This window comes from Amycolatopsis balhimycina FH 1894 (assembly GCF_000384295.1).
Lineage (GTDB): Bacteria > Actinomycetota > Actinomycetes > Mycobacteriales > Pseudonocardiaceae > Amycolatopsis > Amycolatopsis balhimycina.
The window spans coordinates 7,223,340-7,248,389 of the sequence record NZ_KB913037.1; the positions used below are offsets into that span (position 1 = coordinate 7,223,340).

The 25,050-nt window shown below is 70.9% G+C and carries 23 protein-coding genes; 10 read left to right on the forward strand and 13 right to left on the reverse strand.

What is annotated here, in order from left to right; genetic code table 11:
- Positions 1-59: 59 nt before the first annotated feature.
- Together A3CE_RS0133160 and A3CE_RS0133165 are read right to left on the reverse strand one after the other, a co-directional pair.
- The gene (locus tag A3CE_RS0133160) at positions 60-1,625 is read right to left on the reverse strand and encodes a sodium:solute symporter (protein WP_020644408.1); all 1,566 of its coding nucleotides are present in this window, start codon (positions 1,623-1,625) and stop codon (positions 60-62) included.
- Between the two features lie 17 nt (positions 1,626-1,642).
- Positions 1,643-2,860: an anhydro-N-acetylmuramic acid kinase gene (locus A3CE_RS0133165; protein ID WP_020644409.1), complete on the reverse strand. Its 1,218-nt coding sequence runs from the start codon at positions 2,858-2,860 to the stop codon at positions 1,643-1,645.
- A gap of 139 nt (positions 2,861-2,999) precedes the next feature.
- Between A3CE_RS0133165 and ftsY the strand changes: the two genes are divergently transcribed.
- A complete protein-coding gene (gene ftsY / locus A3CE_RS0133170; protein ID WP_020644410.1) occupies positions 3,000-4,277 on the forward strand; it encodes a signal recognition particle-docking protein FtsY in 1,278 nt (425 codons plus the stop codon).
- Between the two features lie 52 nt (positions 4,278-4,329).
- On the opposite strand, the gene A3CE_RS0133175 is transcribed toward ftsY, so the two are convergent.
- Entirely contained in the window at positions 4,330-4,812 is a 483-nt protein-coding gene (locus A3CE_RS0133175) for a hypothetical protein (RefSeq protein WP_020644411.1), read from the reverse strand.
- 145 nt (positions 4,813-4,957) lie between these two features.
- Here A3CE_RS0133175 and A3CE_RS0133180 point away from each other — a divergent pair, with 145 nt between their 5' ends.
- Positions 4,958-5,458 (forward strand): GNAT family N-acetyltransferase, encoded by a 501-nt coding sequence (locus A3CE_RS0133180; protein WP_020644412.1) that lies wholly within the window; start codon positions 4,958-4,960, stop codon positions 5,456-5,458.
- Positions 5,459-5,460: 2 nt separating this feature from the next.
- Here A3CE_RS0133180 and A3CE_RS0133185 read toward each other — a convergent pair whose 3' ends face one another.
- Together A3CE_RS0133185 and A3CE_RS0133190 are read right to left on the reverse strand one after the other, a co-directional pair.
- Positions 5,461-5,802, reverse strand: a complete 342-nt coding sequence (locus A3CE_RS0133185) for a hypothetical protein (RefSeq protein WP_020644413.1) — start codon at positions 5,800-5,802, stop codon at positions 5,461-5,463.
- A 75-nt stretch (positions 5,803-5,877) separates the two neighbouring features.
- Entirely contained in the window at positions 5,878-6,654 is a 777-nt protein-coding gene (locus A3CE_RS0133190) for an IclR family transcriptional regulator (protein WP_020644414.1), read from the reverse strand.
- A gap of 112 nt (positions 6,655-6,766) precedes the next feature.
- On the opposite strand from A3CE_RS0133190, the gene aceB reads away from it, so the two are divergent.
- Both aceB and A3CE_RS0133200 read left to right on the forward strand, forming a co-directional pair.
- Positions 6,767-8,344 (forward strand): malate synthase A, encoded by a 1,578-nt coding sequence (gene aceB / locus A3CE_RS0133195; RefSeq protein WP_020644415.1) that lies wholly within the window; start codon positions 6,767-6,769, stop codon positions 8,342-8,344.
- Complete coding sequence (locus A3CE_RS0133200; protein ID WP_020644416.1) at positions 8,344-9,531, forward strand: DUF6986 family protein; 1,188 nt, start codon at positions 8,344-8,346, stop codon at positions 9,529-9,531. Before aceB ends, A3CE_RS0133200 begins: the two co-directional genes overlap by 1 nt.
- 3 nt (positions 9,532-9,534) lie before the next feature.
- Here A3CE_RS0133200 and A3CE_RS0133205 read toward each other — a convergent pair whose 3' ends face one another.
- The gene (locus A3CE_RS0133205; RefSeq protein ID WP_020644417.1) at positions 9,535-10,689 is read right to left on the reverse strand and encodes a DUF2786 domain-containing protein; all 1,155 of its coding nucleotides are present in this window, start codon (positions 10,687-10,689) and stop codon (positions 9,535-9,537) included.
- 92 nt (positions 10,690-10,781) lie between these two features.
- Between A3CE_RS0133205 and dctA the strand changes: the two genes are divergently transcribed.
- Positions 10,782-12,062, forward strand: coding sequence for a C4-dicarboxylate transporter DctA (gene dctA / locus A3CE_RS0133210; RefSeq protein ID WP_020644418.1), 1,281 nt, complete (start codon positions 10,782-10,784; stop codon positions 12,060-12,062).
- A 13-nt stretch (positions 12,063-12,075) separates the two neighbouring features.
- Here the strand turns inward: dctA and A3CE_RS0133215 are convergent, their stop codons facing one another.
- Positions 12,076-13,416 carry a PucR family transcriptional regulator gene (locus A3CE_RS0133215; protein WP_020644419.1) on the reverse strand — a complete coding sequence of 447 codons (1,341 nt, stop codon included), beginning with the start codon at positions 13,414-13,416 and terminating at the stop codon, positions 12,076-12,078.
- 122 nt (positions 13,417-13,538) lie between these two features.
- On the opposite strand from A3CE_RS0133215, the gene A3CE_RS0133220 reads away from it, so the two are divergent.
- Genes A3CE_RS0133220 through pucD form a run of 4 tightly spaced genes read left to right on the forward strand, consistent with a single transcriptional unit; the run spans position 13,539 to position 18,452 of the window.
- Positions 13,539-14,402: an FAD binding domain-containing protein gene (locus A3CE_RS0133220; protein ID WP_020644420.1), complete on the forward strand. Its 864-nt coding sequence runs from the start codon at positions 13,539-13,541 to the stop codon at positions 14,400-14,402.
- Positions 14,393-14,860 (forward strand): (2Fe-2S)-binding protein, encoded by a 468-nt coding sequence (locus tag A3CE_RS0133225; RefSeq protein ID WP_020644421.1) that lies wholly within the window; start codon positions 14,393-14,395, stop codon positions 14,858-14,860. Before A3CE_RS0133220 ends, A3CE_RS0133225 begins: the two co-directional genes overlap by 10 nt.
- A complete protein-coding gene (locus A3CE_RS0133230; RefSeq protein WP_020644422.1) occupies positions 14,857-16,197 on the forward strand; it encodes an 8-oxoguanine deaminase in 1,341 nt (446 codons plus the stop codon). The genes A3CE_RS0133225 and A3CE_RS0133230 overlap by 4 nt, the downstream gene beginning before the upstream one ends.
- Positions 16,194-18,452: a xanthine dehydrogenase subunit D gene (gene pucD / locus A3CE_RS0133235; protein WP_020644423.1), complete on the forward strand. Its 2,259-nt coding sequence runs from the start codon at positions 16,194-16,196 to the stop codon at positions 18,450-18,452. The genes A3CE_RS0133230 and pucD overlap by 4 nt, the downstream gene beginning before the upstream one ends.
- Before the next feature lies 1 nt (position 18,453).
- On the opposite strand, the gene A3CE_RS0133240 is transcribed toward pucD, so the two are convergent.
- From A3CE_RS0133240 to A3CE_RS0133265, 6 genes are all read right to left on the reverse strand, one after another.
- Entirely contained in the window at positions 18,454-20,034 is a 1,581-nt protein-coding gene (locus A3CE_RS0133240) for a glycoside hydrolase family 27 protein (RefSeq protein ID WP_026469113.1), read from the reverse strand.
- 120 nt (positions 20,035-20,154) lie between these two features.
- Positions 20,155-20,739 carry a TetR/AcrR family transcriptional regulator gene (locus A3CE_RS0133245; protein WP_446650575.1) on the reverse strand — a complete coding sequence of 195 codons (585 nt, stop codon included), beginning with the start codon at positions 20,737-20,739 and terminating at the stop codon, positions 20,155-20,157.
- 674 nt (positions 20,740-21,413) lie between these two features.
- Positions 21,414-22,295, reverse strand: a complete 882-nt coding sequence (gene pucL, locus A3CE_RS0133250; protein ID WP_020644426.1) for a factor-independent urate hydroxylase — start codon at positions 22,293-22,295, stop codon at positions 21,414-21,416.
- Positions 22,296-22,297: 2 nt separating this feature from the next.
- Positions 22,298-22,615 carry a hydroxyisourate hydrolase gene (uraH, locus tag A3CE_RS0133255; RefSeq protein WP_020644427.1) on the reverse strand — a complete coding sequence of 106 codons (318 nt, stop codon included), beginning with the start codon at positions 22,613-22,615 and terminating at the stop codon, positions 22,298-22,300.
- Positions 22,612-23,061, reverse strand: a complete 450-nt coding sequence (gene uraD / locus A3CE_RS0133260) for a 2-oxo-4-hydroxy-4-carboxy-5-ureidoimidazoline decarboxylase (RefSeq protein WP_020644428.1) — start codon at positions 23,059-23,061, stop codon at positions 22,612-22,614. The genes uraH and uraD overlap by 4 nt, the downstream gene beginning before the upstream one ends.
- A 55-nt stretch (positions 23,062-23,116) precedes the next feature.
- Positions 23,117-23,593, reverse strand: coding sequence for a helix-turn-helix domain-containing protein (locus A3CE_RS0133265; protein ID WP_020644429.1), 477 nt, complete (start codon positions 23,591-23,593; stop codon positions 23,117-23,119).
- Positions 23,594-23,721: 128 nt separating this feature from the next.
- Between A3CE_RS0133265 and allB the strand changes: the two genes are divergently transcribed.
- Positions 23,722-25,050 carry an allantoinase AllB gene (gene allB, locus A3CE_RS0133270; protein WP_026469114.1) on the forward strand — a complete coding sequence of 443 codons (1,329 nt, stop codon included), beginning with the start codon at positions 23,722-23,724 and terminating at the stop codon, positions 25,048-25,050.

The following is a 25,050-nucleotide window of genomic DNA, read 5'->3' on the forward strand; positions in this document are numbered from 1 at the left end:
GCTTTCCGGCGGGCTCCCGCAATCCAACACGGGAGGCCGCCGGAAACGGTTCAGAAGGATCAGGCGGCGGCGACCTCTTCCGTTTCGCCCGCGGCTTCGGCCTCGGCGGCCTTCGGGTCCGGCGTCCGGTGCCGCAGGGCCAGCAGACCCCCGACGACCAGCGTGATCACCACGCCGAGCAGCGTGTACCACGGGTAGGCGAGTGCCACGCGATCCCCGCCCGCCTTGCTGAAGTCGACGCCGATCAGGCCACCGGTCTTCGCGCTGAACTTCACGCCGAGGATGACGAACGCCATCACCACGACCGTGACGACGAACGCGACGATCGCGTCCGCCTGCCGCGCCTTCTTGATCAGCAGGCCCAGCAGGAACGAGCCCAGCAGCGCGCCGTAGGTGTAGCCGGTGATGGCCAGGCCGAGCTCGATCACCGAGTTCTTCGTGGTGGAGAACAGCGACGCGAACACCGCGAACACGACCGCCCAGATCAGTGTCCACATGCGACCGTGTCGCAGCAGCTTCGAGTCTTCCGGTGAACGTTTGGTGAACCGCTGGTAGAGGTCGGCCACGGTGGACGTCGAAAGCGCGTTGAGCGCCGAGGCCAAAGCGCCCATGGTCGAGGCGAGGACACCGGCGATGAGCAGGCCCGAGACGCCGGCCGGCAGGTCGTCGATGATGAACCGCGAGAACACGTCGTCCGGGCTCTGCAGGCCGAGCTGCGCGACCGTCTTGCGGCCGTTGAACACCCACAGCATCGCCCCGACCAGCAGGAACAGCGCGAACTGGATGGTGACGATGATGCCGCTGCCGATGAGCGCCTTCTGGCCGTCGCGCAGGCTGCGCGTGGCCATCAGCCGCTGCGCGATCAGCTGGTCGGCGCCGTGCGAGGCCATCGACAGCGCCGCGCCGCCGAGCACCGCCGTCACGAAGGCGTACGGGCTGGTCAGCAGGTTCTTCGTGAAGTCGACGAGCATGAACTTGCCGTCCGCGGACGCCTGCGACGCCCAGCCGGCGGGCAGCTTGTTGAGCAGCACGATCGCGGCCACCGCGGCGCCGCCGAGGTACAGCGACAGCTGGATGACGTCGACCCAGACGACCGCCTTGATCCCGCCGATGTAGGCGTAGATCAGCGTCAGCGCGGTCAGGATCACCACGATCACCCAGTAGTCCAGGTGGATGTTGTAGTGCCCCAGGATCACCTTGATCGGGATCGCGCCGGCGAAGAGGCGCACGCCCTCGGCGAGCAGCCGCGTGATCACGAACGTCACCGACGCGGTGCCCTGCAGCCCGGAGCCGAACCGCTTCCCGAGGAAGGCGTACGCGCTGACGAGGTTGCCCCGGAAGTAGCGCGGCAGCAGCACGAACGCGGCGATGGTCCGGCCGATGATGTAGCCGAAGGCCAGCTGCAGGAACAGGAACGCGTTGCCGAAGACCAGCCCGGGCGTGCTGATCACGGTCAGCGTCGAGGTCTCCGTGGCCACCACCGACAGCATCACCGCGCCCCACGGGAGGCTGCGCTCGCCGACGAAGTAGTCGGCCGCCGACCGTTGCTTCCGGCCGACGAGCACGCCTATCAGCGGCATCGCCGCCAGGTAGATCACGATGATGGCGAGGTCAACACCGCGCATGGATCTCTCCTACCGTCCTATCCGGCCTTCTCCGCGACTCGCAACCGTGTCACGGTGCCCCCCAGCGGGGCGGGAAGGATCAGGGGCCCGGCGCCCGGGACCAGCGCGCCGAGCAGGCGCGGCCCGCGGGCGCCCGTCGCCGACGGCACCGTACCGGGCACGCCGCACCAGGTGAGCCAGCCGAGCAGCGCGGTGAGGTACGCCTCCTTGCCGGCACCGGGCAGGCCGAGGTCGTCGCTGGTCTTGAGCACCGTATTGGGCACTGTGGGCAGGGCACGGGTCAGAGCCGACATCAGCGCCGGGTTCGCGACGCCGCCGCCGGAAGCGATGACCGTGGTGACGCCGTGGCGCACGCACTGGCCGGCGACGGTCACCGCGGTCAGCTCGGTCAGCGTCGCCAGCAGGTCGGCGGGATCGACCGGGCCGACGCCGGCGAGGGCGGCGTCGAGGTAGGGCGCGTTGAAGTGCTCCTTGCCGGTGGACTTCGGGGGCGCGGCGGCGAAGTACGGGTCGGCGAGCAGCCTGCCCAGCAGGTCCGGGCGCACCGACCCGCCGAGGGCGAGCTGACCGTCGACGTCGGTGCGCCGCCCGGTGACGCGGTGGGCCGCGAGGTCGAGCAGCGCGTTGGCGGGCCCGGTGTCGTAGGCGATCGCCGGCTCGCCCGCGGTGACGACGGTGATGTTCGCGATGCCGCCGAGGTTGAGCGCGGCGACCGGGTGGCCGGTGTCCTCGGCCAGGCCGCGCAGCCACAGCTGGTCGAGTGTGCTCGCCAGGGGAGCGCCGTGGCCGCCCGCGGCGACGTCGCGGGCCCGCAGGTCGGCGCACACCGGCAGCCCGGTGCGCTCGGCGATCCAGGCGGGCTGGCCGAGCTGCAGGGTGCCGCGGACGTGGCCGTCCTCCACCCAGTGGAAGACCGTCTGCCCCAGCGACGCGACCAGGTCCCCGCGTCCGCCGGCCAGTTCTCCGGCGCCCCGCACGGCCGCGTCGGCGAACGCCTGGCCGACGCCGGTGTCGAGCCGCGTCAGCTCGCCCGCGGTGCACGGGTTCGGCGGCAGTGCGGCGAGCAGGGCTTCGCGCAGCGGTTCGGGGTAGGGGACGTCGAGCTCGCCGAGCGGCGTCAGCACGACCGTGCCGTCCTCCGCGTGCAGGTCGGCCGCGGCCACGTCGATGCCGTCGACCGACGTGCCCGAGATCAGCCCGATCACCCGGTAGCCGTGGTCGGCGCGTATCCCCATCCGGAGGGGTTTAGTGCAGCACCCGGTGTGACGCAACCCACGTGGTGAAGTCTTGCCCCAATCGGGACCTACGTCGTGACGAATTGCCTGGGTGGACGGGGTGTCCGGCGGGCGGGGACGCGGATGAAAGGATGGGCCGGTGTCGAGCACCTGGTTCCTGTTCGTAGTCGTCGCCGTCGTCGTCCTGGTCGCCCTGCTGGTGACCGGCCTGCTGGTCGCGCGCAGGCGGCGGATCAGCCTGGACGCCCAGCGCGAGGTCGAGGAGAAACCGAAGGGCGGCTCGTACGCGGCCAGCGGGGGCATCGCGCTCGCGCCCGGTGGCACGACCGAGGCTCCCGAGCACCCCGTCGAGGACCGGCCGGAGACCGACGGCCAGCCCGCGGTGGGCGACGACGCGGCCGTGCCGCGCGACTCACCGCAGCGCACGGTGCGCGACGTCAAACTGCCGGAAGAGCCCGCGGCCGCCCCCGTCACCGAGGAGATCGACCCCGCGGCCGGCCGCCTCGAGCGGCTGCGCGGCCGGCTGTCGAAGTCGCGGTCGGTGTTCGGGACGAGCCTGCTCGGCCTCCTCGGCGCCGGTGACCTCGACGAGGACTCCTGGCAGGACGTCGAAGACACGCTGCTGATGGCCGACCTGGGCGCGGCCACCACGACCCAGCTCGTCGAGCGGCTGCGTGACGAGCTTTCCCGGCGCGCGGTGCGGTCGTCGGCCGAGGCGCGCGTAGTGCTGCACGAGGTGCTCACGGCGCAGCTGTCCACCGATAGCGAGCGCGCGGTGCGGGCGCTGCCGCACATCGTCGACGGCAAGAAGCAGCCCGCGGTGGTGCTGATCGCGGGTGTCAACGGCACGGGCAAGACGACGACCACGGGCAAGCTCGCCCGGGTCCTGGTCGCCCAGGACAAGTCGGTGGTGCTGGGCGCGGCGGACACGTTCCGCGCGGCGGCGGCCGACCAGCTGCAGACATGGGGCGAGCGCGTCGGCGCCGAAGTCGTGCGCGGCAAGGAGGGCGCGGACCCGGCGGCGGTCGCGTTCGACGCGGTCAAGCGCGGCGTGGACACCGGCGTCGACGCGGTCCTGATCGACACCGCGGGCCGGCTGCACACGAAGACGGGCCTGATGGACGAGCTGGGCAAGGTCAAGCGCGTCGTCGAGAAGCAGGCGAAGGTCGACGAGGTGCTGCTGGTCCTCGACGCGACCACGGGCCAGAACGGGCTGATGCAGGCCCGCGTGTTCGCCGAGGTCATCGACGTCACGGGCATCGTCCTGACGAAGCTGGACGGCACCGCCAAGGGCGGCATCGTGTTCCAGGTCCAGAAGGAGCTGGGGGTGCCGGTGAAGCTGGTCGGGCTGGGCGAAGGCCCGGACGACCTGGCGCCGTTCGAGCCGGGTGCCTTCGTGGACGCCCTCCTCGGCTAAGTGATCGGCCGCTTCGTGGACCAGTCGCAGCCGGTCTCGCCTGAAATTCCCGCTAGAGCCGGAAGAGCGGTGTCCCGTCGGGTTTGCGCAGGCCGAGGCCCAGCAGGACCGGTGCCGTGGGCCGCTGGGCCGGGATGACGACCGGCGACGTCCGGTGTGCCGCGACCGTCAGCCGGGCCCAGCCGATGCCCTGCAAGGTCGGGCCCCGGCGCCGCAGCGGGTCGACGACCATCGCCGCACCGAAGTAGTCGCCGCCCGGCAGGGCGACGCGGGTGGTGTGGCCCAGCATGACGGAGAACACCGTGCCGGTGCGGCCGCCGGCCTCTTGGAGCGTGAGGATCACCGGCGTGCGCACCTTGGTGGTCAGGTGCTGGCGCACGGAGATCTCGGCCGTCCCCGCGGGCGTCCGGCCCGGCCGCGGCCAGGCGGGCAGCTGCGGCGGGCCGTCGAGTGCCCGGTCGACGAGCCGTTCCAAGAGGTTCGAGGCGGCGCCCTGGGCGAGCCAGGCCAGCGCACCGCCGGTGTAGGAGTCCATCGGCCTTCCCTCCGGCGAAAATCGGATGACGAGCGGACGCGGGCCGGCGCAGAATCCGGGCATGCCCGGTTGACGCACGTCCGCTCGTGCCCCTCCTCGTATCAGACGCCCCGAAGCCGTCATTCGCTACGAGAGAGGAACGAAAATGACCGTCATTCACGGCGATCGGGTGCGACTGCGTCCGATCGGCGCAGCGGATCGCGTCCGTGCGCACGAAATCCTGGCCACCCCGGGGGTCGCCCGCTGGTGGGGTTCGCCGGACACGGAAACCGAAGGCGTGTATGCCGTCGAGGACGGCTTCTGCTGCTACGTCATCGAACACGACGGCGTGGTCGTGGGGCTGATCCAGAGTTGCGAGGAGCTGGACCCGCAGTACCGCCACGCGGGGATCGACATCGCGGTGCACCCGGATTTCCACGGCCGCGGCGTCGGCACGGACGCGATCCGGGCGCTGGCCCGGCACCTGTTCGAGCAGGGCCATCACCGCCTGACGATCGACCCGGCGGCGGCCAACGAGACCGCGATCCGGGTGTACACGAAGGTGGGATTCCGGCCGGTCGGCGTGCTTCGCGACTACGAGCGAGGAGCGGACGGCACCTGGCACGACGGGCTGCTGATGGACCTGCTGGCCGGGGAGTTGAAGTGAGGTCAGTCCTTTTCGACGACCTGCTGAAGCAACCGGCTGATCTGCTCCATGCCGATGTTCACCTTGGTGAACCCGCTTTGCATCTCTGCCCTGAGGCTGCCGACCTCGGTCTTGAGGCCGGCGACATCGGTCTTGAGGGTCGCGATGTCCCGGTGGTCTTCGACCTGGGTCTCGCGCAGGGCGCCCGTCGTCCTGATCAGGGCGTTCAAGAGCTGCTTGAACTCGGAGACGTCCCGGTCCGCCGCGCCGGCGAGTACGCGAGCCGCGGTGGCGTCCTGCCGGGACTGACGCACCTGTTCCTCCAACGCGGTCACGCGGGCTTCGAGATCTTCGAGGCTTGCCATGCCGCGTACTCTACCGGCGACCGCCAAGCCGACAGCACCAGTGGGTCACCTTAAGTAGTGGGATATCACTCCGAGTCACACTGATAACGCCGCCCGGGAGAGGCTCGTCCCCAGAGCGTCCGCCACCCGCCGCACCGCCGGGGCGATGTGCGCCACCGCCTCGGCGGTCAGCCGCCCCGACGGCCCGGACACCGACACCGCGGCCGGCACCGGCGCCCCCGGCACCGCCACCGCGACGCACCGGACCCCCAGCTCCTGCTCCGCTTCATCCAGGGCATACCCCTGCGAAGCGATTCGCGAGAGTTCCACGGCCAGCGCGTCCGGGTCGGTGAACGTGTGCTCGGTGTACGCGGGCATCCCCGTGCGGCCGAGCAGCTCGCGCACCTCGGCGGCGGGCAGGTGCGCCAGCATCGCCTTGCCCACCCCGGTGCCGTGCGGCAGCAGGCGCCGTCCGACCTCGGTGAACATGCGCATCGAGTGCTTCGAAGGCACCTGGGCCACGTACACGACTTCGTCGCGCTCCAAGACCGCCAGGTTGGCCGTCTCGCCGACCTCCTCGACCAGCTCCGCCAGCAACGGCCGCGCCCACGCGCCGAACTGCATGCTGGCGTTCTCGCCCAGCCTGATCAGGCGCGCTCCCAGCGCGTAGCGGCGGTTGGTGTTCTGGCGGACGTACCCGAGGTCGACCAGGGTGCGGATGAGCCGGTGGATGGTCGGCATCGGCAGCCCGGACAGCGTCGCCAGCTCGGACAGGCTGGCTTCGCCGCCGGTGTCCGCGAGGTGTTCCAGCAGCTCGAAGGCACGCTGCAGGGATTGGACGCCGCCGTCGCGACCGTTCTTCTCCGCCGGCACGGTGGCCCTCCTTACGTCGGCGTTGAGCTTCCGCTATGCAGAAACTATAGTCCGGCTGGTAGAAAACCGTAGGGCCGTTATCCAAAGATCCGAACCCTCGAGGTGTTTCCCCATGTCTTCTGAAGTCCAGGTGCTGGGCGACCCGGTCGAGCGCGGCGACGAGATCCTCACGCCGGCGGCGCTCGAGTTCCTCGCCGGCCTGCACGACGCCTTCGCCGGCCGCCGCGACGAGCTGCTCCAGGCGCGCGGCAAGCGCCGCGAAGAGGCCCGGACCACCGGCAGGCTCGACTTCCTGCCCGAGACCAAGGAGATCCGCGAAGGCGACTGGAAGGTCGCCGGCGCTCCGGAAGCTTTGCGAGACCGCCGCGTCGAGATCACCGGGCCGACCGACCGCAAGATGACCATCAACGCGCTCAACTCCGGCGCGAAGGTCTGGCTCGCCGACCTCGAAGACGCCAACACGCCGCACTGGGCGAACGTCGTGTCCGGCCAGGTCAACCTGTACGACGCCGTGCGCGAGACGATCACCCTCGAAAGCGGCGGCAAGAGCTACGCGCTCAAGGACGGCGTCGAGCACGCCACCATCGTGGTCCGCCCGCGCGGCTGGCACCTGCCCGAGAGCCACCTCACCTTCGGCGGCCGCGAGGGCGTCGGCGCGCTCGTCGACTTCGGCCTGCACTTCTTCCACAACGCCGCCGAGCTGATCGAGCGCGGCAAGGGCCCGTACTACTACCTGCCGAAGATGGAGAGCCACCTCGAAGCGCGGCTCTGGAACGACGTCTTCACCCACGCCGAGAAGACCCTCGGCATCGAGCACGGCACCGTCCGCGCCACCGTGCTGATCGAGACCATCCCGGCCGCGTTCGAGATGGAGGAAATCCTCTACGAGCTGCGCGAGCACGCGTCCGGCCTCAACGCAGGCCGCTGGGACTACCTGTTCAGCGTCATCAAGTACTTCCGTGACGCGGGCGAGAAGTTCGTGCTGCCGGACCGCAACTCCGTCACCATGACCGCGCCGTTCATGCGCGCCTACACCGAGCTGCTGGTGCGCACCTGCCACAAGCGCGGCGCGTTCGCGATCGGCGGCATGGCCGCGTTCATCCCGAGCAAGGACCCCGAGACCAACAAGGGCGCTTTCGAGAAGGTCCACGCGGACAAGTCGCGCGAGGCCGGCGACGGCTTCGACGGCTCGTGGGTCGCGCACCCGGGCATGGTCGAGCTGTGCAAGGAGGAGTTCGACCAGGTCCTCGGCGAGAAGCCGAACCAGCTCGACCGCACCCGCGACGAGGTCAGCGTCACCGCCGACCAGCTGCTCGACGTCGCTTCGACGCCGGGTGGGGCGACGGCGGCGGGTCTGCGCGCCGCCGTCGACGTCGGCGTCCGCTACATCGCGTCCTGGCTGGGCGGCAACGGCGCGGCGGCCATCCACAACCTGATGGAGGACGCGGCCACCGCCGAGATCTCGCGCTCGCAGATCTGGCAGTGGGTCAAGAACGGGACCACTTTGGACAGTGGCGACACGGTCACGGCGGAGCTGGTGCGCGGCGTGCTGGCGGACGTCCGCGGCGAGCTGGCGGGCGAGCTCAAGCCGGAGCTGCTGGAGCCGGCCGTGGAGCTGTTCGAGCAGGTCGCACTGGCTGACGAGTTCCCCGACTTCCTGACGCTGCCCGCGTACGAGCGGATCAAGTAGTGCGGCTTCCCGAGGACGTCTACGACGCCGCCGACGCGCGCCTGGCCGAGGCCGACGCGCGCGTCGCGGCGTCGTACCCCGGGGAACGCCCGGGACGGCAGCCGGTGCACACGGTGTACGTCCCGGCGTCGCGGTACAAGACGCGCCTGGTCGCCGACTGGGGCAAGCAGGCGATGCGGGTCTTCATCGAGCACGGCGATCTGCTCGGCGCCGACGCGGACGTCTACGAACGCGTGCGGGCCAAGCTGCTCACCGAGCCGATCGAGGACCTGCGGATCGACTTCGAGGACGGCTACGGCCGGGTGCCGGACGACGTCGAGGACGCCGCCGCCCTGGCCGCCGGGCAGACCCTGGCGACGACCGGCGGGACGCCGTTCTGCGGCATCCGCTTCAAGAGCTTCGAAGCGGCGACGCGCCGGCGGGGGATCCGCACGCTGGACCTGTTCCTCACCGGGTTGCTGGAGAACGGGCCGCTGCCGCCCGGGTTCGTCGTCACGCTGCCCAAGGTGACGGCGGTCGAGCAGGTCTCGGTGGCCGCGGAAGTCCTGGCGCGCTTGGAATCCGCGTATGGCCTGCCCGGAAACACGCTGCGCTTCGAGGTCCAGATCGAGACGGCTCAGTCCATTGTGGACGTCGATGGGACGCTCTCGGTGGCGCGGATCGTGCAGGCCGCCGCGGGCCGGTGTTCGGGACTGCACTACGGAACCTACGACTACAGCGCGGGCCTCGGCATCGCGGCGGCGTACCAGAGCATGGAGCACCCGGCAGCCGACCTGGCCAAGGGACTGATGCAGGTCGCGGCGGCGGGCACGGGCGTCCGGCTCTCGGACGGCTCGACCAACCGCCTCCCGATCGGCGACGCGCTGCCCTCGGCGTGGGCGGAACACCTGCGCCTGGTGCGCCGCTCCCTGGAGCGCGGCTTCTACCAGGGCTGGGACCTCCACCCGCACCAGCTGCCGACCCGCTTCGCGGCGACCTACACGTTCTACCGCTCAGGGTTCCCGGAAGCGGTGGACCGGTTGCGCGCGTACGCGGAGAAGACGTCCGGAGGCGTGCTGGACGAACCGGCGACGGCGCAGGCGCTGGCGGTGTACCTGCTGCGTGGTCTCGACTGCGGGGCGCTGGACGAGAGTGAGCTGGCGTTCGGCCGTCCGGAGCTGGAGAAGTACGCGCTCCGGCTCGCGTGAGGGTCACTCACCGAGGCGGGCGCGGTCGGCGGCCTCGCGGCCCGCGCCCCAGCCTTCGTGGCTGCGCACGGTCACCGATTTGCTCACCACTTCGGGGAACAGCTCGGTGAACGTCGCTGCCACCTGCTTCTCGTGCGAAGCCAGCACCGGCAGCAATTCCGGCTCTTGGGCGATCGTCGCTTCCGCCGCCTTCTCGAGCCGCTCGCCGATCCGGGCGGCGTAGGAGACGAGGAAGGACTTCCGGAAATCCCGGGATCGGCCGGCCGGGTCGGTGATCATCGCCCGCGTCGCCTGGACGAGCAGCGACGTCGTCAGCAGCGCGACCGAGTCCAGGTCGTCCTCGTCGCCGATGACGGTGACGAATTCCCAGCGCGGGTCGAAGACCGCGCGGCAGCGGTTGGCCGTCGCGACCACGTGGACCAGCAGCGACTTGGCGTCGGTGTACGGCGTGTCGAGCCAGATCCGGCGGGCCGCGGGCCGGTCGGGCGCGGCCTCGCCGGCCTCGACCAGCACGCGGTCGAGTGCGTGGCGGGTCATCAGCTCCTGCGCCTTCGCCGAAAGGGCCTCGGCCTCCTCCGGGAACGAGCTCGACTCGGCCTTGGCGAGCAGCGCACGGACCCGGCTCAGCTTCTTTTCGTCGACGTGGTGCCGCACCGGACGCTCCAGCGGGGTCCCCGGAGCGGGCAGAACGACGGTCACCGGCGGCAGTGTCTTCAGCAGGCCGAAGGCTTCGATGACCGCCGCGACGGCTTCGGACGGCGTCAGGATGTGCTTCGCCGCCCACTGCGGCAGGTGCGGCTCGGTCTCCGTCCACCAGCGGACGGCGCCCGCAGCTTCGAGCTGCTCTTGCCAGTCCGGGTGCACGGCGGTGAACTGCCCGGCGTAGGCGGCGAGCGTGTCGAGCAGGTAGGAGCCGGCGAACTCGTCGAGGCGGCGTCGCGCGGCTTGATGGAGATCTTCGGGCAGCCAGCCACCCCGGCACGCCCGGCCGATCAGCTGCCGGCCGGTCCGGTCCGCGGCTTCGGCGAGTTCGGCCGGCAGCGTGAAACCGGGCGCCAGCCGGTCGGCGTCGCCCGGGGTGGCGGCGAGCAGCGCGTCGCCGAATCCTTCGACCGTCGTCGGCGGCGGGCCGACGCGAACCTGCTTGCGCTTGCCCACGGCACCAGTCTGCCGCAGTGACCTTTCCCGGCGTCGGGTACGTCACTGCGAGCGTTAACACCGCTGGAACATCCGATGCCTAGGGTCCCGCCATGGCGGAGAACAAGAAGCGCTGGTGGACGTCCCTGTTCGTGCAGCTGCTGGTGGCGGTCGTGGCCGGGGTGCTCGTCGGGCACTTCTGGCCGTCCTTGGGTGCGCAGCTCAAACCGGTCGGCGACGGGTTCATCCGGCTGATCAAGATGATCATCGCGCCGCTGATCTTCTGTGTCGTGGTGACCGGGATCGCGGCCGTCGGCGACATCAAAGCGGTCGGACGAATCGGGCTCAAGGCGATCATCTACTTCGAGGTCGTCACGACGTTCGCGTTGCTGTTCGGCCTGGTCGTGGCGAACGTCTTCCGCCCCGGCGCCGGGCTGGACATCAACCCGGCGACCCTCGACCCGAAGGCCGTGGCGGGCCAGACGAAGGGCGGGCAGCTGCCGTCGGCCGGCGACTTCCTGCTGCACACCATCCCGGACAGCGTCGTGAACGCGTTCGCGCAGAACCAGCTGCTGCAGGTGCTCGTGTTCGCGGTGTTCTTCGGCGTGGCGCTGGCCGCGATCGGGCGGGAGCGGGCACCGCTGGTGCTGGACTTCGTCGACCAGGTGCAGAAGGTCATCTTCAAGGTGATGGGCTGGATCATGCGGGTCGCGCCGCTGGGCGCGTTCGGCGCGATGGCCTTCATCATCGGCCAGTACGGGCTGTCCACTTTGGGCACCTACGCGAAGCTGATCGCCGCCTGCTACGGCGCGGCCGTGCTCTTCACGCTGGTCCTCGCCGCGATTTCCCGGTTCTACGCCGGGGTTTCGGTCTGGAAGTTCCTCCGCTACGCCCGGGAGGAGTTCCTGCTGGCGCTCGGCACGGCGTCGACCGAGTCGGTGATGCCGCGGATCATGGGCAAGCTGACCGAGGCGGGCTGCTCGCGCGCGGCGACCGGGCTGGTCATCCCGACCGGGTACTCGTTCAACCTCGACGGCGCGACGATCTACCTCTCGATCAGCACCGTGTTCCTGGCACAGGCGTTCGGCGTGGAGATGTCACTCGGCCAGCAGCTGCTGGCGGTGCTGATCCTGATGCTGACGTCGAAGGGCATGGCGGGCGTCCCGGGCTCGAGCTTCCTCGCGCTGTCGGCGACGGCCGCCGCGATCGGCGCGTTCCCGGTGGCGGGCGTGGCCCTGCTGCTGGGCGCGGACCGCCTGATGGACTCGATGCGCGTGTTCGTCAACCTGCTCGGCAACTGCGTCGCGACGTTCGTGGTGGCGAAGTCCGAAGGCCAGCTGGACCGCGACAAGATGCGCGAGACCCTGGAGGGAGCCGTGCCGGTCGCGGCCTGACCCCGGCCCTCGTTCAGCCGCCCGGCTGGTCGCCGGCGCGCAAGGCGAGGTAGACGTCGAGCTGGTCGGTGAACTCGGTCAGGTCCGCGCCCAGCAGCTCGCCCGCCCGGCCGATGCGGTAGCGCAGCGTGTTGACGTGGACGTGCAGGGCCTTCGCCGCCCGCGTCGGCGAGCCCGAGCACTCGAGGAACACCCGGACCGTGCGCACCAGGTCCGTGTGCTGCTCGGCGTCGTAGGCGAGCAGCGGCCCGAGCACCCGGCGGCGCAGCGCCGCGCGCAGCCCGTCCGGGGCGCCGGCCAGCAGCAGCCGGTGCGCGGCCACGTCGCCGGCCTCGACGACCGCGACGCGGCCCGCGCGCCGGGCCGCCGCTTCCAGTGCGTACCGCGCGATCTCCCGGCCCTCGGCCCGCGGTGCGGGATCGCTGACGCCGCAAAGGATCCGGTTCGCCCGCAGCAACGGTTCCGCGGTGGACAGTTCGCCGGTCGCCGAGTCCGGCCATCGCCCGGTCGCCGCATACGACGTGTCCCCGGTGGACTCGATCAGGGTTCCTCCGGGGAGCAGCTCCCGCAGGACGTCCCGGCTCTCGTCGCTGCCTTCGGTCCGCAACGCGACAACGCGCACTTCGCCGGGCAGCTCGGCTTCAGGCTGCGTGGCACGCGCTCGCGTGACCCCCACGAGCCCGGCGAGCTCCTCGGCCAGTTCGGCCTGCGCGGTGCTCAGCGGCCCGCCGAGGGCGATCAGCCACGGCACGGCGTGCCGCCCTTCGACCGGGACCACGGTCAGGGGCCCGGGTTCCCGGCCCGCGTGGCGCCGGACGACCTCGACGGCGGGCATCGGCAGCGGTGTCGTGCCCGCGACCACCCGGCCGAACGCCGACAGCACCCAGCACGGCAGCCCGAGCTCCGCCGAAGCACGCTCCAGCAGCGTCTCGACGGGTGCCTCCGCGGCGGCCAGCAAACGTTTGCGCGCGCTGTCGGACGCGGCCGCCAGCGCCAGCACCACCTGCTCGGTGATCACCGAGAACGACAGGTCGGCGGGCACTTCCAGCAGCGGGATGCGGTGCCGCGCGCAGGCGGAGACCACGTCGTCCGGGATGCCGCCCGAGTCGGCGCCGGACGCGGCCAGCGCCGCCGCGCCCGACCGGGCCAGCGCGGCCACGAACGGCTCGGCGTCACCCGGTTCGCGCCACCAGAGCAGGCCGGAAAGCACCAGCTCACCGGCCGAAAGGTAGCGTCCGGGGTCGGGCAGCTCCGTGACGTAGATGCGGGTCACCGTCCGGTCGAGCAGCTCGGCCCCGGCCCGCGGGCGCAGCCGCAGCCCCGGCAGGCCCAGGAGAGTTTTCACGGTCGTCATCAGGCTTGTAGGAAAGCACAAACGCCCCCGGTTCCGCTCCGGGGCGTTTCATGCGTGGCGCCGTTGCCGCGCGGCCGTGATCCGGCGTCTACTGGTCTATCGCCCTCACGAAGGAGCAACCAGTGGAGTTCCTGCGCCCCGCGACGCTCGCCGAGGCCCTGGCCCTCAAGGCCGAGCGGCCGGACGCGGTGCCGATCGCCGGCGGCACCGACGTCATGGTCGAGCTCAATTTCGACCACCGGCGCCCCGAGGCGCTGCTCGACCTCACCCGGGTGGGCGAGCTGGCGGAGTGGTCCACATCGGACGGCACGGTCCGGCTCGGCGCGGGCGTCCCGTACACCCGGGTCATCGCTGAACTGGGTGAATCTCTCCCGGCCCTGGCCATGGCGTCCCGCACGGTCGGGTCGCCGCAGATCCGCAACCGCGGCACGGTCGGCGGCAACCTCGGCGCCGCCTCGCCCGCCGGCGACACCCATCCGGTGCTGCTCGTCCTGGACGCGCGGATCGAGGCCGCCTCCGTGCGGGGGACCCGGCTCCTCCGCGCGGAGGATTTCTACGTCGGCGTGAAACGCCACGCGCTCGCCCCGGACGAGCTGATCACCGCCGTCCACCTGCCCGCGGACGCCGGCCCGCAGCAGTTCGCCAAGGTCGGGACGCGCAACGCGATGGTCATCGCGGTCTGCTCCTTCGCCCTGTCCCTCCGCGACGGCGAGGTGGGCGCGGCGATCGGGTCCGCCGCCCCGACCCCGCGCCGGGCACCGGCGGCTGAGCAGTTCCTGGCGGCCGAGCTGCCGTGGACGTCGTCCGAGCCGCTGCCGGACTCGCTGAAACGCCGCTTCGGCGACCTGGTGGGCGAAGCCGCGTCGCCGATCGACGACGTCCGGGGCAGTGCCGCGTATCGGAAGCACGCCCTGGGGGTACTCGCGCGGCGGACCTTGACCTGGGCCTGGGACGAACACCGGACGGGGGAGCGCGCATGCGCCTGAATGTCGTGATCAACGGCGAAAACCGGCAGGCGGACGACGTCTGGGAAGGCGAAAGCCTGCTCTACGTGCTGCGTGAGCGGCTGGGCCTGCCGGGCTCGAAGAACGCCTGTGAGCAGGGTGAATGCGGGTCCTGCACGGTCTACCTCGACGACGTCCCGGTGTGCGCCTGCCTGGTCGCGGCCGGGCAGGCCGAGGGCCGTGCGGTGCGCACGGTCGAGGGGCTGGCCGACGGCGACACCCTCGACCCGGTCCAGCAGTCCTTTGTGGACGCGGGTGCGGTGCAGTGCGGCTTCTGCACGCCGGGTCTGGTCGTCGCCGCGCACGACCTGCTGAACCGCGTCCCCGATCCGAGTGACGAGGAGATCCGCGAGGCACTGGCCGGCAACCTCTGCCGGTGCACCGGCTACGAGAAGATCCTCGACGCGGTGCGCGCGGCCGCGAAGGATGGTGTCGCATGAAGACGCTCATCGCCAACGCGGCGATCGCCACGGTCAGCGGCGAGGAGTACGCGAGCGGGCACGTCGTCATCGAGAACGACCGGATCGCCGAAGTCGGCGAAGGCGTCTACACCGGCGAGTTCGACGAGCGCGTCGATGCCGAAGGCTGCCTGGTCACGCCCGGCCTGATCAACACCCACCACCATCTCTACCAGTGGGCCACCCGCGGCATGGCCGCCGACCACACGCTTTTCGAGTGGCTGGTGGCGCTCTACCCGGTCTGGGGCCGTCTCGACGACGGGATCACGCACGCCGCCGGCACCGCCGGGATGGCGCGGCTGGCCCTGACCGGCTGCACCACGGTCGCCGACCACCACTACGTCTTCCCGCGCGACGGCGGCGACCAGGTCGCGGCGCTGGCCGCGGCTCGCCAGCGGATCGGCGTCCGGCTGCACGTAGTGCGCGGGTCGATGGACCGCGGCGAGTCCGACGGCGGCCTGCCGCCGGACAACCTCGTCGAGACGACCGAAGACGCGCTGACCGGCACGGAGGCGGCGATCGATCGCTTCCACGACGATTCGCCCGGCGCCCACCTGCAGATCGCCGCGGGACCCTGCTCGCCGTTCTCGGTCACCGAACGGCTGATGTCCGGCGCGGCCGAGCTGGCGCGGCGTAAAGGCGTCCGCCTGCACACCCACCTCGCGGAGACCGACGACGAAGAGCGGCAGTGCCTCGCCGAAGTCGGCTGCACGCCCGCCGAGTACGCCGACAAGCTCGGCTGGCTCGCCGACGACGTCTGGCTCGCCCACACCATCCACCTCGCGCCCGAAGCGATCCGCCGGTTCGGCGCCACCGGCACCGGGTCGGCGCACTGCCCGACGTCCAACGGCCGCATCGGCGCCGGCATCGCCCCGGTCCGCGATCTCCTCGACGCCGGGGTCGCGGTCGGCCTGGGCGCCGACGGTGCCGCGTCCAACGAGTCCGGTGGCCTGGGCGAGGAGCTGCACCAGGCGTTGCTGCAGGCCCGCCAGCGCGGCGGGCCACGCGGCCTGACCACGCGCGAAGCGCTGTGGATGGGCACGATGGGCGGCGCCCGCTGCCTCGGCCGCGTGGACGACCTGGGCTCGCTCGAACCCGGGAAGCTCGCCGACCTCGCCGTCTGGGACCTGACCGGGCTGAACTACGCGGGCATCACCGACCCGGTCGCGGCGCTGGTCCTCGGCACCACGCCGCCGCTGCGGCGCCTGTTCGTCGGCGGCAAGGCCGTCGTCGAGGACGGCACGCTGCGCGAAGCCGACGAGTCCACGATCGCCCGCGAGCTGGCCGCCGCGAGCGCCCGGCTGAGGGAGGGCCGATGACCACTTCCGTCACCACCACGCAGACGGCCGGCGGCGTCGGTGCTTCGCCGCGGCGTCCCGACGCCACGGTGAAGGTCCGCGGCGAGTTCGCCTACTCCTCGGACCTGTGGCACGAGGACATGGTGTGGGGCGTGACGCTGCGCAGCCCGCACCCGTACGCCCGGATCACCGGCATCGACATCGCGGAAGCTCTTGCCGTGCCCGGGGTCTACGCGGTGCTGACGCACGAGGACGTCCCCGGCGTCAACCGCTACGGCCTCGAGCACGCCGACCAGCCGGTGCTCGCGGACGACGTCGTCCGGTACCAGGGGGAGCCGGTGGCGCTGGTCGCCGCCGACCACCCGGAGACCGCGCGTCGCGCGATGAAGCGGATCGTCGTTTCCTACGAAGTGCTTTCGCCGATTACTGACTCCGAAGCGGCTGTCGCGGGCGAAGGGCCTTCGCTGCACGGAGGCGGCAATGTCGTCCGGCACGTGAAGATCCGCCGCGGCCCGCAGGACGTCGCCGCCGACGTCGTCGTCTCCGGTGTCTACGAGGTCGGCATGCAGGACCAGGCCTTCCTCGGGCCGGAGTCCGGGCTGGCCGTGCCGGACACCGAAGGCGGCGTCGACCTGTACGTCGCGACGCAGTGGCTGCACGTCGACCAGCAGCAGATCGTCGCCGCTCTGGGGCTCCCGATCGAGAAGGTGCGGCTGACCCTCGGCGGCGTCGGCGGTGCGTTCGGCGGCCGGGAAGACCTGTCGATGCAGGTGCACGCGTGCCTGCTGGCCCTGCACACCGGCAAGCCGGTGAAGATGGTCTACAACCGCGAAGAGTCCTTCTACGGCCACGTCCACCGCCACCCCGCGAAGATGTACTACGAGCACGGCGCCACTCAGGACGGCCGTCTCGTCTACGTGAAGACGCGGCTGTACCTCGACGGAGGCGCGTACGCGTCTTCAACGGGAGCAGTGGTGGCGAACGCCGCGACCCTGGGCGTCGGACCGTATGCAGTAGACAGTATTTCGGTGAACTGCTGGGGAGTGTATACAAACAACCCGCCGTGTGGCGCGATGCGCGGATTCGGCGCGGTGCAGGCGGCATTCGGCTACGAGTCGCAAATGGACAAGCTGGCGGTCGCCTGTGGACTGGATCCTGTCGACATCCGCGTCCGCAACGCGATGAGCGAGGGCGACCTCATGCCGACCGGCCAGGTCGTCGACGCGGAAGCGCCGGTCGCCGAGCTGCTGGCCCGCGTGCGGGAGATGCCGATGCCCCCGGAGCGGCCGTTCGACCTGCGGCACATGCCGGGCGGCGTCTCCAACACGACCCACGGCGAAGGCGTCGTCCGCGGCGTCGGGTACGCCGTCGGGATCAAGAACGTCTGCTTCTCCGAAGGCTTCGACGACTACTCGACCGCGCGGGTGCGGCTGCAGCTGGTCGGCGGGGAGGCGGCCGCGACCGTGCACACCGCGGCCTGCGAGGTCGGGCAGGGCCTGGTGACGATCATGCAGCAGATCGTGCGCACCGAGCTGGGTGTCGAGCAGGTGACGATCCTGCCGATGGACACCTCGATCGGCAACGGCGGCTCGACGTCGGCGTCGCGCCAGACCTACGTCACCGGCGGTGCCGTGCAGGCCGCGTGCGCGGCGGTGCGGGCACGGCTGCTGTCGCGGTTCGACCAGCGGGTGCGCGTCCTCGGCGGCAAGCTCGTCGCGGCCGACGGCCAGGTGCTCGCCGACCTGGTGGACGTCCTGGGCGACGACGTCTACGACGAGGTCGTGGAGTGGCGGCACCGGCCGACGGCCCCGGTGGATCCCGAGACGGGGCAAGGGAACGCGCACGTGCAGTACGCGTTCGCCGCGCACCGGGCGGTCGTGGACGTGGACACGGAACTGGGCCTGGTGAAGGTGGTCGCGCTGGACTGCGCCCAGGACGTCGGCAAGGCGCTGAACCCCCAGGCCGTGCTGGGCCAGATCCAGGGCGGCTCGGCGCAGGGCCTGGGGCTCGCGGTGATGGAGGAGATCCAGACCTCCGGCGGGAAGATCCGGAACCCCTCCTTCACCGACTACCTGATCCCGACGGTCCTCGACATGCCGCCGATGACCATCGACGTCCTCGAACGCCCCGATCCGCACGCGCCGTACGGCCTGCGCGGGGTCGGCGAGCCGCCGACGATCTCGTCGACCCCGGCGATCGTGGCGGCGATCCGCGCCGCGACCGGGCTCGCGCTCACCCGCGTCCCGGTCCGGCCGGAGCACCTCACGGGCACCTGAATCAGCCCTTGAGCTGCCAGTTCTGGTTGGCGTCGTCGTTGCAGCCCCACAGTTCGAGCTGGACGCCGTTGACGTTGCCGGCGGGCTTGTCGCCGCCGGTGACGTCGACGCACAGGCCGGACTGGGTGCCGGTGATGGAGCCGTCGGGGTTGAGCTTGAACTGCTGGTTCGCGCCGCCGTGGCACGTCCAGGCGATGAGCTTCGTCCCGGCCGCGGTGCCGCCCTCGCTGGCGTCGAGGCAGAGGCCATCCGCCGTCAGCTCACCGGCGCCGGTGAACGTCCACGACTGGTTCGCGCCGCCGTCGCAGTCCCAGATGTCGACCTTGGCGCCGGCTGTCGGCGAGCCGCCGTTGACGTCGATGCAGCGCGAGGAGGACGCGCCCTGAACCGGGTGCGCGGTGCCGATGCTGCTGCCCGACCCGGGCGTGACGCGGTAGATCACGGTGCTGTGCGACGGGACGTCCGCGCTGATCGTGCCGGTGCTGGTGGTGAGTTCCTTCGACCACAGGTTGGTCAGCCGGTAGCTCGACGCGGCGGGCAGCCCGGCCGCGGCGGCCGTCGTCGAGACGGTCTTCGTGGTGCCGTTCTCGTTGAACAGCACCACGGCGACATCCCCGTTCTGCAGCGGCTTCGCCAGGACGTCCAGACCGCCGCCGGTGGCGATGCGCCGGGCCTGCTTGCCGAGCGGGTCCTGGTCGACGGCGATGACGTCTCCGTTGAGGTAGGTCGAGAAGGTGGCGACGCTGGCAGAGCGGAGGTCGGCGCCCGCGATGAGCGGCGCGGCCATCGCGGCCCAGAGCGTGAAGTGGGCGCGGTCCTCCTGGAAGTCCATGCCGTCGCCGACTTCGAGCATGTCGGGGTCGTTCCAGGCACCGGGCTTGGCGGCGGACGCGAGCCCGGCGTTCTGGTGGTAGATCGAGTCGATGCTGCCCCAGTTGTTGGTGATGTCGCCGGTGGTGCGCCACAGGTTGCCGACGTCCGGCGCCCAGGTCGACGGCGAGAAGTTCCCCCACTCGCAGATGCTGTAGGCGATCGGGCGGCTGGTGGCCTTCAGCGCGTCGCGCATCGCGGAGTAGCGGCGGATGTAGTCCTGCTGGGTCTCGTTGGCCGGGCTGCCGCAGTTGTCGTACTTGAGGTAGTCGACGCCCCAGCTCGCGAAGATGTCGGCGTCGGCCTGTTCGTGGCCGAGGCTGCCCGGGTAGTGCTGGCAGGTTTCGGTGCCCGCGCTTTCGTAGATGCCGAACTTCATGCCCCGCGCGTGGATGTAGTCGCCGAGGGCCTGCAGGCCGCTGGGGAACTTCGCGGGATCGGCGACGAGGTTGCCGTTGCTGTCACGGGACTTGGTCATCCAGCAGTCGTCGAGGTTGACGTAGGTGTAGCCGCGGTCGCGCATCCCGGAGCTGACCATGAGGTCGGTGGTCTGCTTGACGAGCGTCTCGTTGATGTCGCACTCGAAGGTGTTCCAGGTGTTCCAGCCCATCGGCGGTGTCCGGGCGAGGCCGTTCTCGAGGGCTTCGGCAGGTGGGCTGAAGATTCCTACGGTGGCTATGGCGGCTGCTGCGGTGGCGAGGACTCGGCGCATGGCGGCTCCAACCGGACGGCGGTGTGAGGCAGGAGGACTAGACCACTTCTCGCTGCGCAGCATCCGTGTCGGTTGCTGCGCGGTCAAGCGCCATCTTGGGGATTTGTGTTGGATTCCCGACTAAAGTTGTGCGTTCTCGTTGAGAAGCCGACGCGCGACGTCAACGGTCGCAGCGCCCGCGACGGCCATCGCTTCGGTGTCCCGCAGCGAGCGGCAGAGCACGAAGGCGCCTTCGAGGTTGTTGACGGCGGTGATGGTGAGCGTCCGGGCGGCCGCCGTTTCGAGGCCGAAGCGCGCGAACTTCTCGGTCCCGGCGTCGATCCACGCGGTGAAGACGTCGGCGGTGGCTTTCCGGAGAGGTTCGTTGGTGGCGGCGACCTCGAGAGCAACGGTCGCGATCGGGCAGCCCTCGACGTAGCCGGTGGCTTCGAGGGTGGCGATCCCGGCGGCGAAGAAGGCTTCGATGCCGCTGATGACGTCTTCGGCGGGCGCGATGAAGAGGTCGAACAGCGCGATGTAGGCGAGCCCGGAGGTGCGGATGACCTCCTCGCCGAGCTGTTCCTTGCCACCGGGGAAGAAGTGGTACAGCGACCCGAAGGGTGCGTTGGCCTCGCTCACGATCTGCTTCAGCCCGGTACCGGCGTAGCCGTTGCGCCGGAACAACTCGGCGCCGGCGGCCATGATGCGTTCCTTGGTCCCTGCCACGCGTCCGATGATAGAGCGATCTACCTAGCTCGATCCGGGTTGTCCACAGCCTCGCCGCGATGTGGACAACCCGGCCCCGCAATGGCCTTTTCCGGCTTCTCGTCGGGAGGCCCCGATAGACTGGACTTGGGCACGCCCCCCAGGGAGGGCGGGGGAAGTTTCCGGGACGGGTGGCGCGTGGGGCAGGGCCCAGGCTCATCGTCGGCGTGCGTGGCTGCCGCTGCTGCCGCGGTGTCTTGAATGACTCATTCAGGACCTCCGAAGACCTGAATGAGTCATTCAAGACCTCTTGCGAGCCGCGAGCCGGGCGCGACTTTGCCGGAACCCTGCCCGGGAGGGTGGGGCTGCTTCGGCTTGGCCCCTACGTCGAGGCCGGGGTGTGCTCCACGGTCGAAACGTGGCCGCGGGCTGCCCACTGGGGTCGCGAATGCCTCATTCGGGGCGTGTGAGGTCCCCAATGACTCATTCGCGACCTTCGGAACCACGGTCCCGGTCCCGCCCGGCTGTCGGCGGTGAAGCGGCCGAGTCAGCGGCTCGCCAGACCACTTGAACGACCCTTTCACCTCGTCGGACGAGGTGAAAGGGTCGTTCATGACATCGCCGCGGCGGCCGCCACGCATTCCGGCGCAGGGCCACTGCCCGGGCGGGTCGGGCTGCTGGGAGGAGCGGTCCGGCTAGTGGAGATCCCAGGCCGGCCCGGCGTCCTCGGCGTCGTCGCGCAGGACCGTTCCCTCGATCAACCCGTACGGCCGGTCCGCCGCGTAGAACACCTCGTTCTCGTTCTTCAGCCCGAACGGGCTCAGGTCCACCAGAAAGTGGTGCTTGTTCGGCAGCGAAAGCCGCACCTCCGCGACCTCGGGCCGTGCCTCCAGCACCGACGAGCCCATCGCGTACAGCGTCTGCTGCAGCGAAAGGCTGTGCTTCGTCGCGAACGTCTCCAGCATCAACCGCCTGATTTCGCGGTGTGAAGAAGCCCAGTCGATGTCCTCGCCCTGGTAGCGCCAGCGGGCCGTGACGGCCGTTGCCAGGATGCGGTCGGCGGTCTCCGCCAGCGTCGTGTACTCGTCGCGGGGGAACCCGTGGAACTCCGAGCCGGTCGACTTGAGCAGGGTCAGGCCGTCCACCCCGGACACGATCCAGGCGCGGCCGTCCCGGATCGTCACCGCTGTCGTGCGCCGCTCGTCGCCCGCGCGGCTGAACGCGTGGTCGTGCGGCTCGCCGTCGACCGGGATCCGGTTCCAGCCGTGCTCGTCGATCTTGACGCGGGCGCCGGTGATGTTCTCCTGGGTGCCGACGAAGTGGCGGGCCAGGCGCAGGCCGAAGTCCTCGATCTCGCCGACGGGCGCCTCCTTCGCGAAGGCGTACACGGTGTTCTTCTGCGTGTCCGTCGCCAGCACGCCGGCGTTGTCGCCGGTCAGATGCGTCGCGGCCAGCTCGCCGCGCAGTGACGTCGACACGGTCAGGTCCTTCAGGTGGTGCACCGGGCCGTCGCGGCGCACCGTCACCAGGCGGACCTCCGCCTTGCCGTACTGGTTGGGGCCCAGGGTGATGCCCACGGTCAGCTCCCTCGGTAGGTCGAATAGGCGAACGGGCTGAGCAGGAGCGGCACGTGGTGGTGCGCGGTCCCGTCGGTGATCCGGAAGGCGAGCGCGACCTCCGGGAAGAACGCGTCCGGGCCCAGGTACGCGCCGGTCGCGAAGACCAGCCGGTACAGGCCGGGTGCCAGGGTTTCGGGGCCGAGGTCGCGGACGCGGCCGTCGTCGTCGGTGCGGCCCTCGGCGATCGGCTTCCCCTCGGCGGTCTCGAAGCGGACGGCGATTCCGGCCGCGGGGCGCCCGGCAGCCGTGTCGAGGACGTGGGTGGTCACGAGGCTCACGCGGTCACCGCTTTCGCGAGTCGGAGTTCGGCGATCTTCAGCAGCTCGCGGCCCGCGACGGCCAGCTCGGTCGCGGGGTCGTTGGCCAGCCGCTCACGCAGGATCTTCAGCAGCTCCTCGCCGCTGCGGCCGCTCGCGCAGACCAGGTACACGTGGCCGAACTTGGCTTCGTACTCGGCGTTCGCCACGGCGAACACGTCCGCATTGTCCACACCGGACTGTTCGGAGCGCGCCCAGCCGCTCGCCGGTTTCTCGCCGATCCGCGGGTGTGCGGCCATCGCCTGCCGGATCTCGTCGCTGGTCAACGGCAGGTCCGCGGCGGCCTTCAGCGCGTCGAGATCGGCGTACGGGCGCCCGGCCAGCACGGCGTCGACCCACCGGGGCACGGCGAGGCATTCCGCCAGCAGTGGCCGGACGTCGGTGGTGTTGAAGTCGGTGAGCAGCACGGGCTGACCGTACGTCGACCTCCGAGTTCCGTCAACATTTTGTTGAAACGCCTGGTCAGTCGGCTTCCCGGTTGAGGTAGTTGTAGACGGTGAACCGCGTGACCCCCAGCGCGTCGGCCACCGACGACACCGATTTCCGCAGGCCGAAGGCGCCGCGTTCACGCAGTAGCCGCACCGCCCGCTGCTTGCCCGCGCGGTCGAGTTCGCCCAGCTTGGCGCCCAGTTCCCGCTCGACGTCGGCGATGAGCCGGGCCAGCGCGTCGTTCAGTTCGACGACGGGCGCGCTCCCCGGCTCGTCGGCCCGGCGCAGCTGCAGTGTGACCCGCGTGGCGCCACCTTCCAGGGCGGCCTTCGCGATCGCCGGCAGGGCGTCGAGCAGTTCCTTCGCTTCGCCGCGAGCCAGCGTCCCCAGTGGCCCGAAATCGGTGTCCAGCCCGGCTTCCGTGGCGGCGTCGCGGGCGGCGACGGCGTGCTCGGGCGGCGAACCCTCCCCGTGGAACGGTTCGCTGGTGAACTCCGCCTCAAGCCGCACGAAGATGACCGTAACGCGTGATGTCCGTCGTTGACGAGCGGCGCGCGCCGTGGTTAGTGTCGTTGTGCGAAACCGTCTTTCCGGTCTGTGAAATCGGCGGTGTCAATCTTCCCGACGAAGGGTTTCGGATGGATCTTGTGGTGCGCGCCGCCCGGGCCGTGACGGCCGAGGGCGAGGTCCCGGCGACCGTCGGCGTCGACGGCGGCCGGATCGTCGCGGTCGAACCCGGCGGCACCCGGCTGTCCGGGGACCGCGTCCTCGACCTCGGCGACGACGTCGTGCTGCTGCCCGGGCTCGTCGACACGCACGTCCACGTCAACGATCCCGGCCGCGCCGAGTGGGAGGGCTTCGAGACGGCGACCCGCGCGGCCGCGGCCGGCGGGGTGACCACGATCGTGGACATGCCGCTCAACAGCCTGCCGCCGACCGTCGACGTCGCGGCCCTGGAGGTCAAGCGCAAGGCGGCGGCCGGCCGGGTGCACGTCGACGTCGGCTTCTGGGGCGGCGCGATCCCGGGCAACGCCGCCGAGCTGCGCGGCCTGCACGAAGCCGGGGTGTTCGGCTTCAAGTGCTTCCTGCTGCACTCCGGCGTCGACGAGTTCCCGCCCCTCGACCCGGACGGGCTGGACGAAGCGTTGCGGGAGCTGAGTTCCTTCGACGCGCTGATGATCGTCCACGCCGAAGACGCGCACGAGATCGACGACGCCCCCGAGCCGCACGGTGGTCGCTATGTCGACTTTCTTCGCTCCCGGCCGCGTCAGGCGGAGAACCTCGCGATCTCGCATGTGATCGACGCGGCCCGCCGGAACGACGCCCGCGCGCACATCCTGCACCTGTCCTCTTCGGACGCTCTGCCGCTGATCGCCGAGGCGCGCCGGGACGGCGTGGCCTTGACGGCGGAGACCTGCCCGCACTACCTCAGCTTCGTCGCCGAGGAGATCCGCGACGGCGCGACGCAGTTCAAGTGCTGCCCGCCGATCCGCGAGGCGGCCAACCGCGAGCAGCTGTGGCAGGGGCTCGCGGACGGCGTGATCGACACGATCGTCAGCGACCACTCGCCGTGCACGCCGGAGCTGAAACGGTTCGACAGTGGCGACTTCGGTGAGGCCTGGGGCGGGATTTCGAGCCTGCAGCTCGGTCTCCCGGCGATCTGGACGCAGGCGCGGCAGCGCGGGTTCGCGCTCACCGACGTCGTCCGCTGGATGGCCGAGCGCCCGGCCGCGCAGGCCGGGATGCGCCGCAAGGGCCACCTGGCGCCCGGCTACGACGCCGATTTCTGCGTCTTCGCGCCGGACGAGGCGTTCGTGGTCGACGTCGCGAAACTGAAGCACCGCAACCCGGTCAGCGCCTACGACCGGCGCCCGCTCGCCGGTGTCGTGCGCTCCACGTGGCTGCGGGGCGCCGAAATCACCGGCGACGAGCCCCGCGGCGCGTTGCTGATCCGGGGAGAATGCTGA

What these genes read in the sequence shown, in the direction of transcription:
- A3CE_RS0133215 (WP_020644419.1), bottom strand. Translation starts at nt 13,416, where the DNA reads ATGACGACCGTGAAAACTCTCCTGGGCCTGCCGGGGCTGCGGCTGCGC.
- A3CE_RS0133180 (WP_020644412.1), top strand. Translation starts at nt 4,958, where the DNA reads ATGACCGTCATTCACGGCGATCGGGTGCGACTGCGTCCGATCGGCGCA.
- A3CE_RS0133175 (WP_020644411.1), bottom strand. Translation starts at nt 4,812, where the DNA reads ATGGACTCCTACACCGGCGGTGCGCTGGCCTGGCTCGCCCAGGGCGCC.
- pucD (WP_020644423.1), top strand. Translation starts at nt 16,194, where the DNA reads ATGACCACTTCCGTCACCACCACGCAGACGGCCGGCGGCGTCGGTGCT.
- A3CE_RS0133230 (WP_020644422.1), top strand. Translation starts at nt 14,857, where the DNA reads ATGAAGACGCTCATCGCCAACGCGGCGATCGCCACGGTCAGCGGCGAG.
- A3CE_RS0133240 (WP_026469113.1), bottom strand. Translation starts at nt 20,034, where the DNA reads ATGCGCCGAGTCCTCGCCACCGCAGCAGCCGCCATAGCCACCGTAGGA.
- A3CE_RS0133160 (WP_020644408.1), bottom strand. Translation starts at nt 1,625, where the DNA reads ATGCGCGGTGTTGACCTCGCCATCATCGTGATCTACCTGGCGGCGATG.
- A3CE_RS0133225 (WP_020644421.1), top strand. Translation starts at nt 14,393, where the DNA reads ATGCGCCTGAATGTCGTGATCAACGGCGAAAACCGGCAGGCGGACGAC.
- dctA (WP_020644418.1), top strand. Translation starts at nt 10,782, where the DNA reads ATGGCGGAGAACAAGAAGCGCTGGTGGACGTCCCTGTTCGTGCAGCTG.
- aceB (WP_020644415.1), top strand. Translation starts at nt 6,767, where the DNA reads ATGTCTTCTGAAGTCCAGGTGCTGGGCGACCCGGTCGAGCGCGGCGAC.
- A3CE_RS0133185 (WP_020644413.1), bottom strand. Translation starts at nt 5,802, where the DNA reads ATGGCAAGCCTCGAAGATCTCGAAGCCCGCGTGACCGCGTTGGAGGAA.
- A3CE_RS0133165 (WP_020644409.1), bottom strand. Translation starts at nt 2,860, where the DNA reads ATGGGGATACGCGCCGACCACGGCTACCGGGTGATCGGGCTGATCTCG.
- allB (WP_026469114.1), top strand. Translation starts at nt 23,722, where the DNA reads ATGGATCTTGTGGTGCGCGCCGCCCGGGCCGTGACGGCCGAGGGCGAG.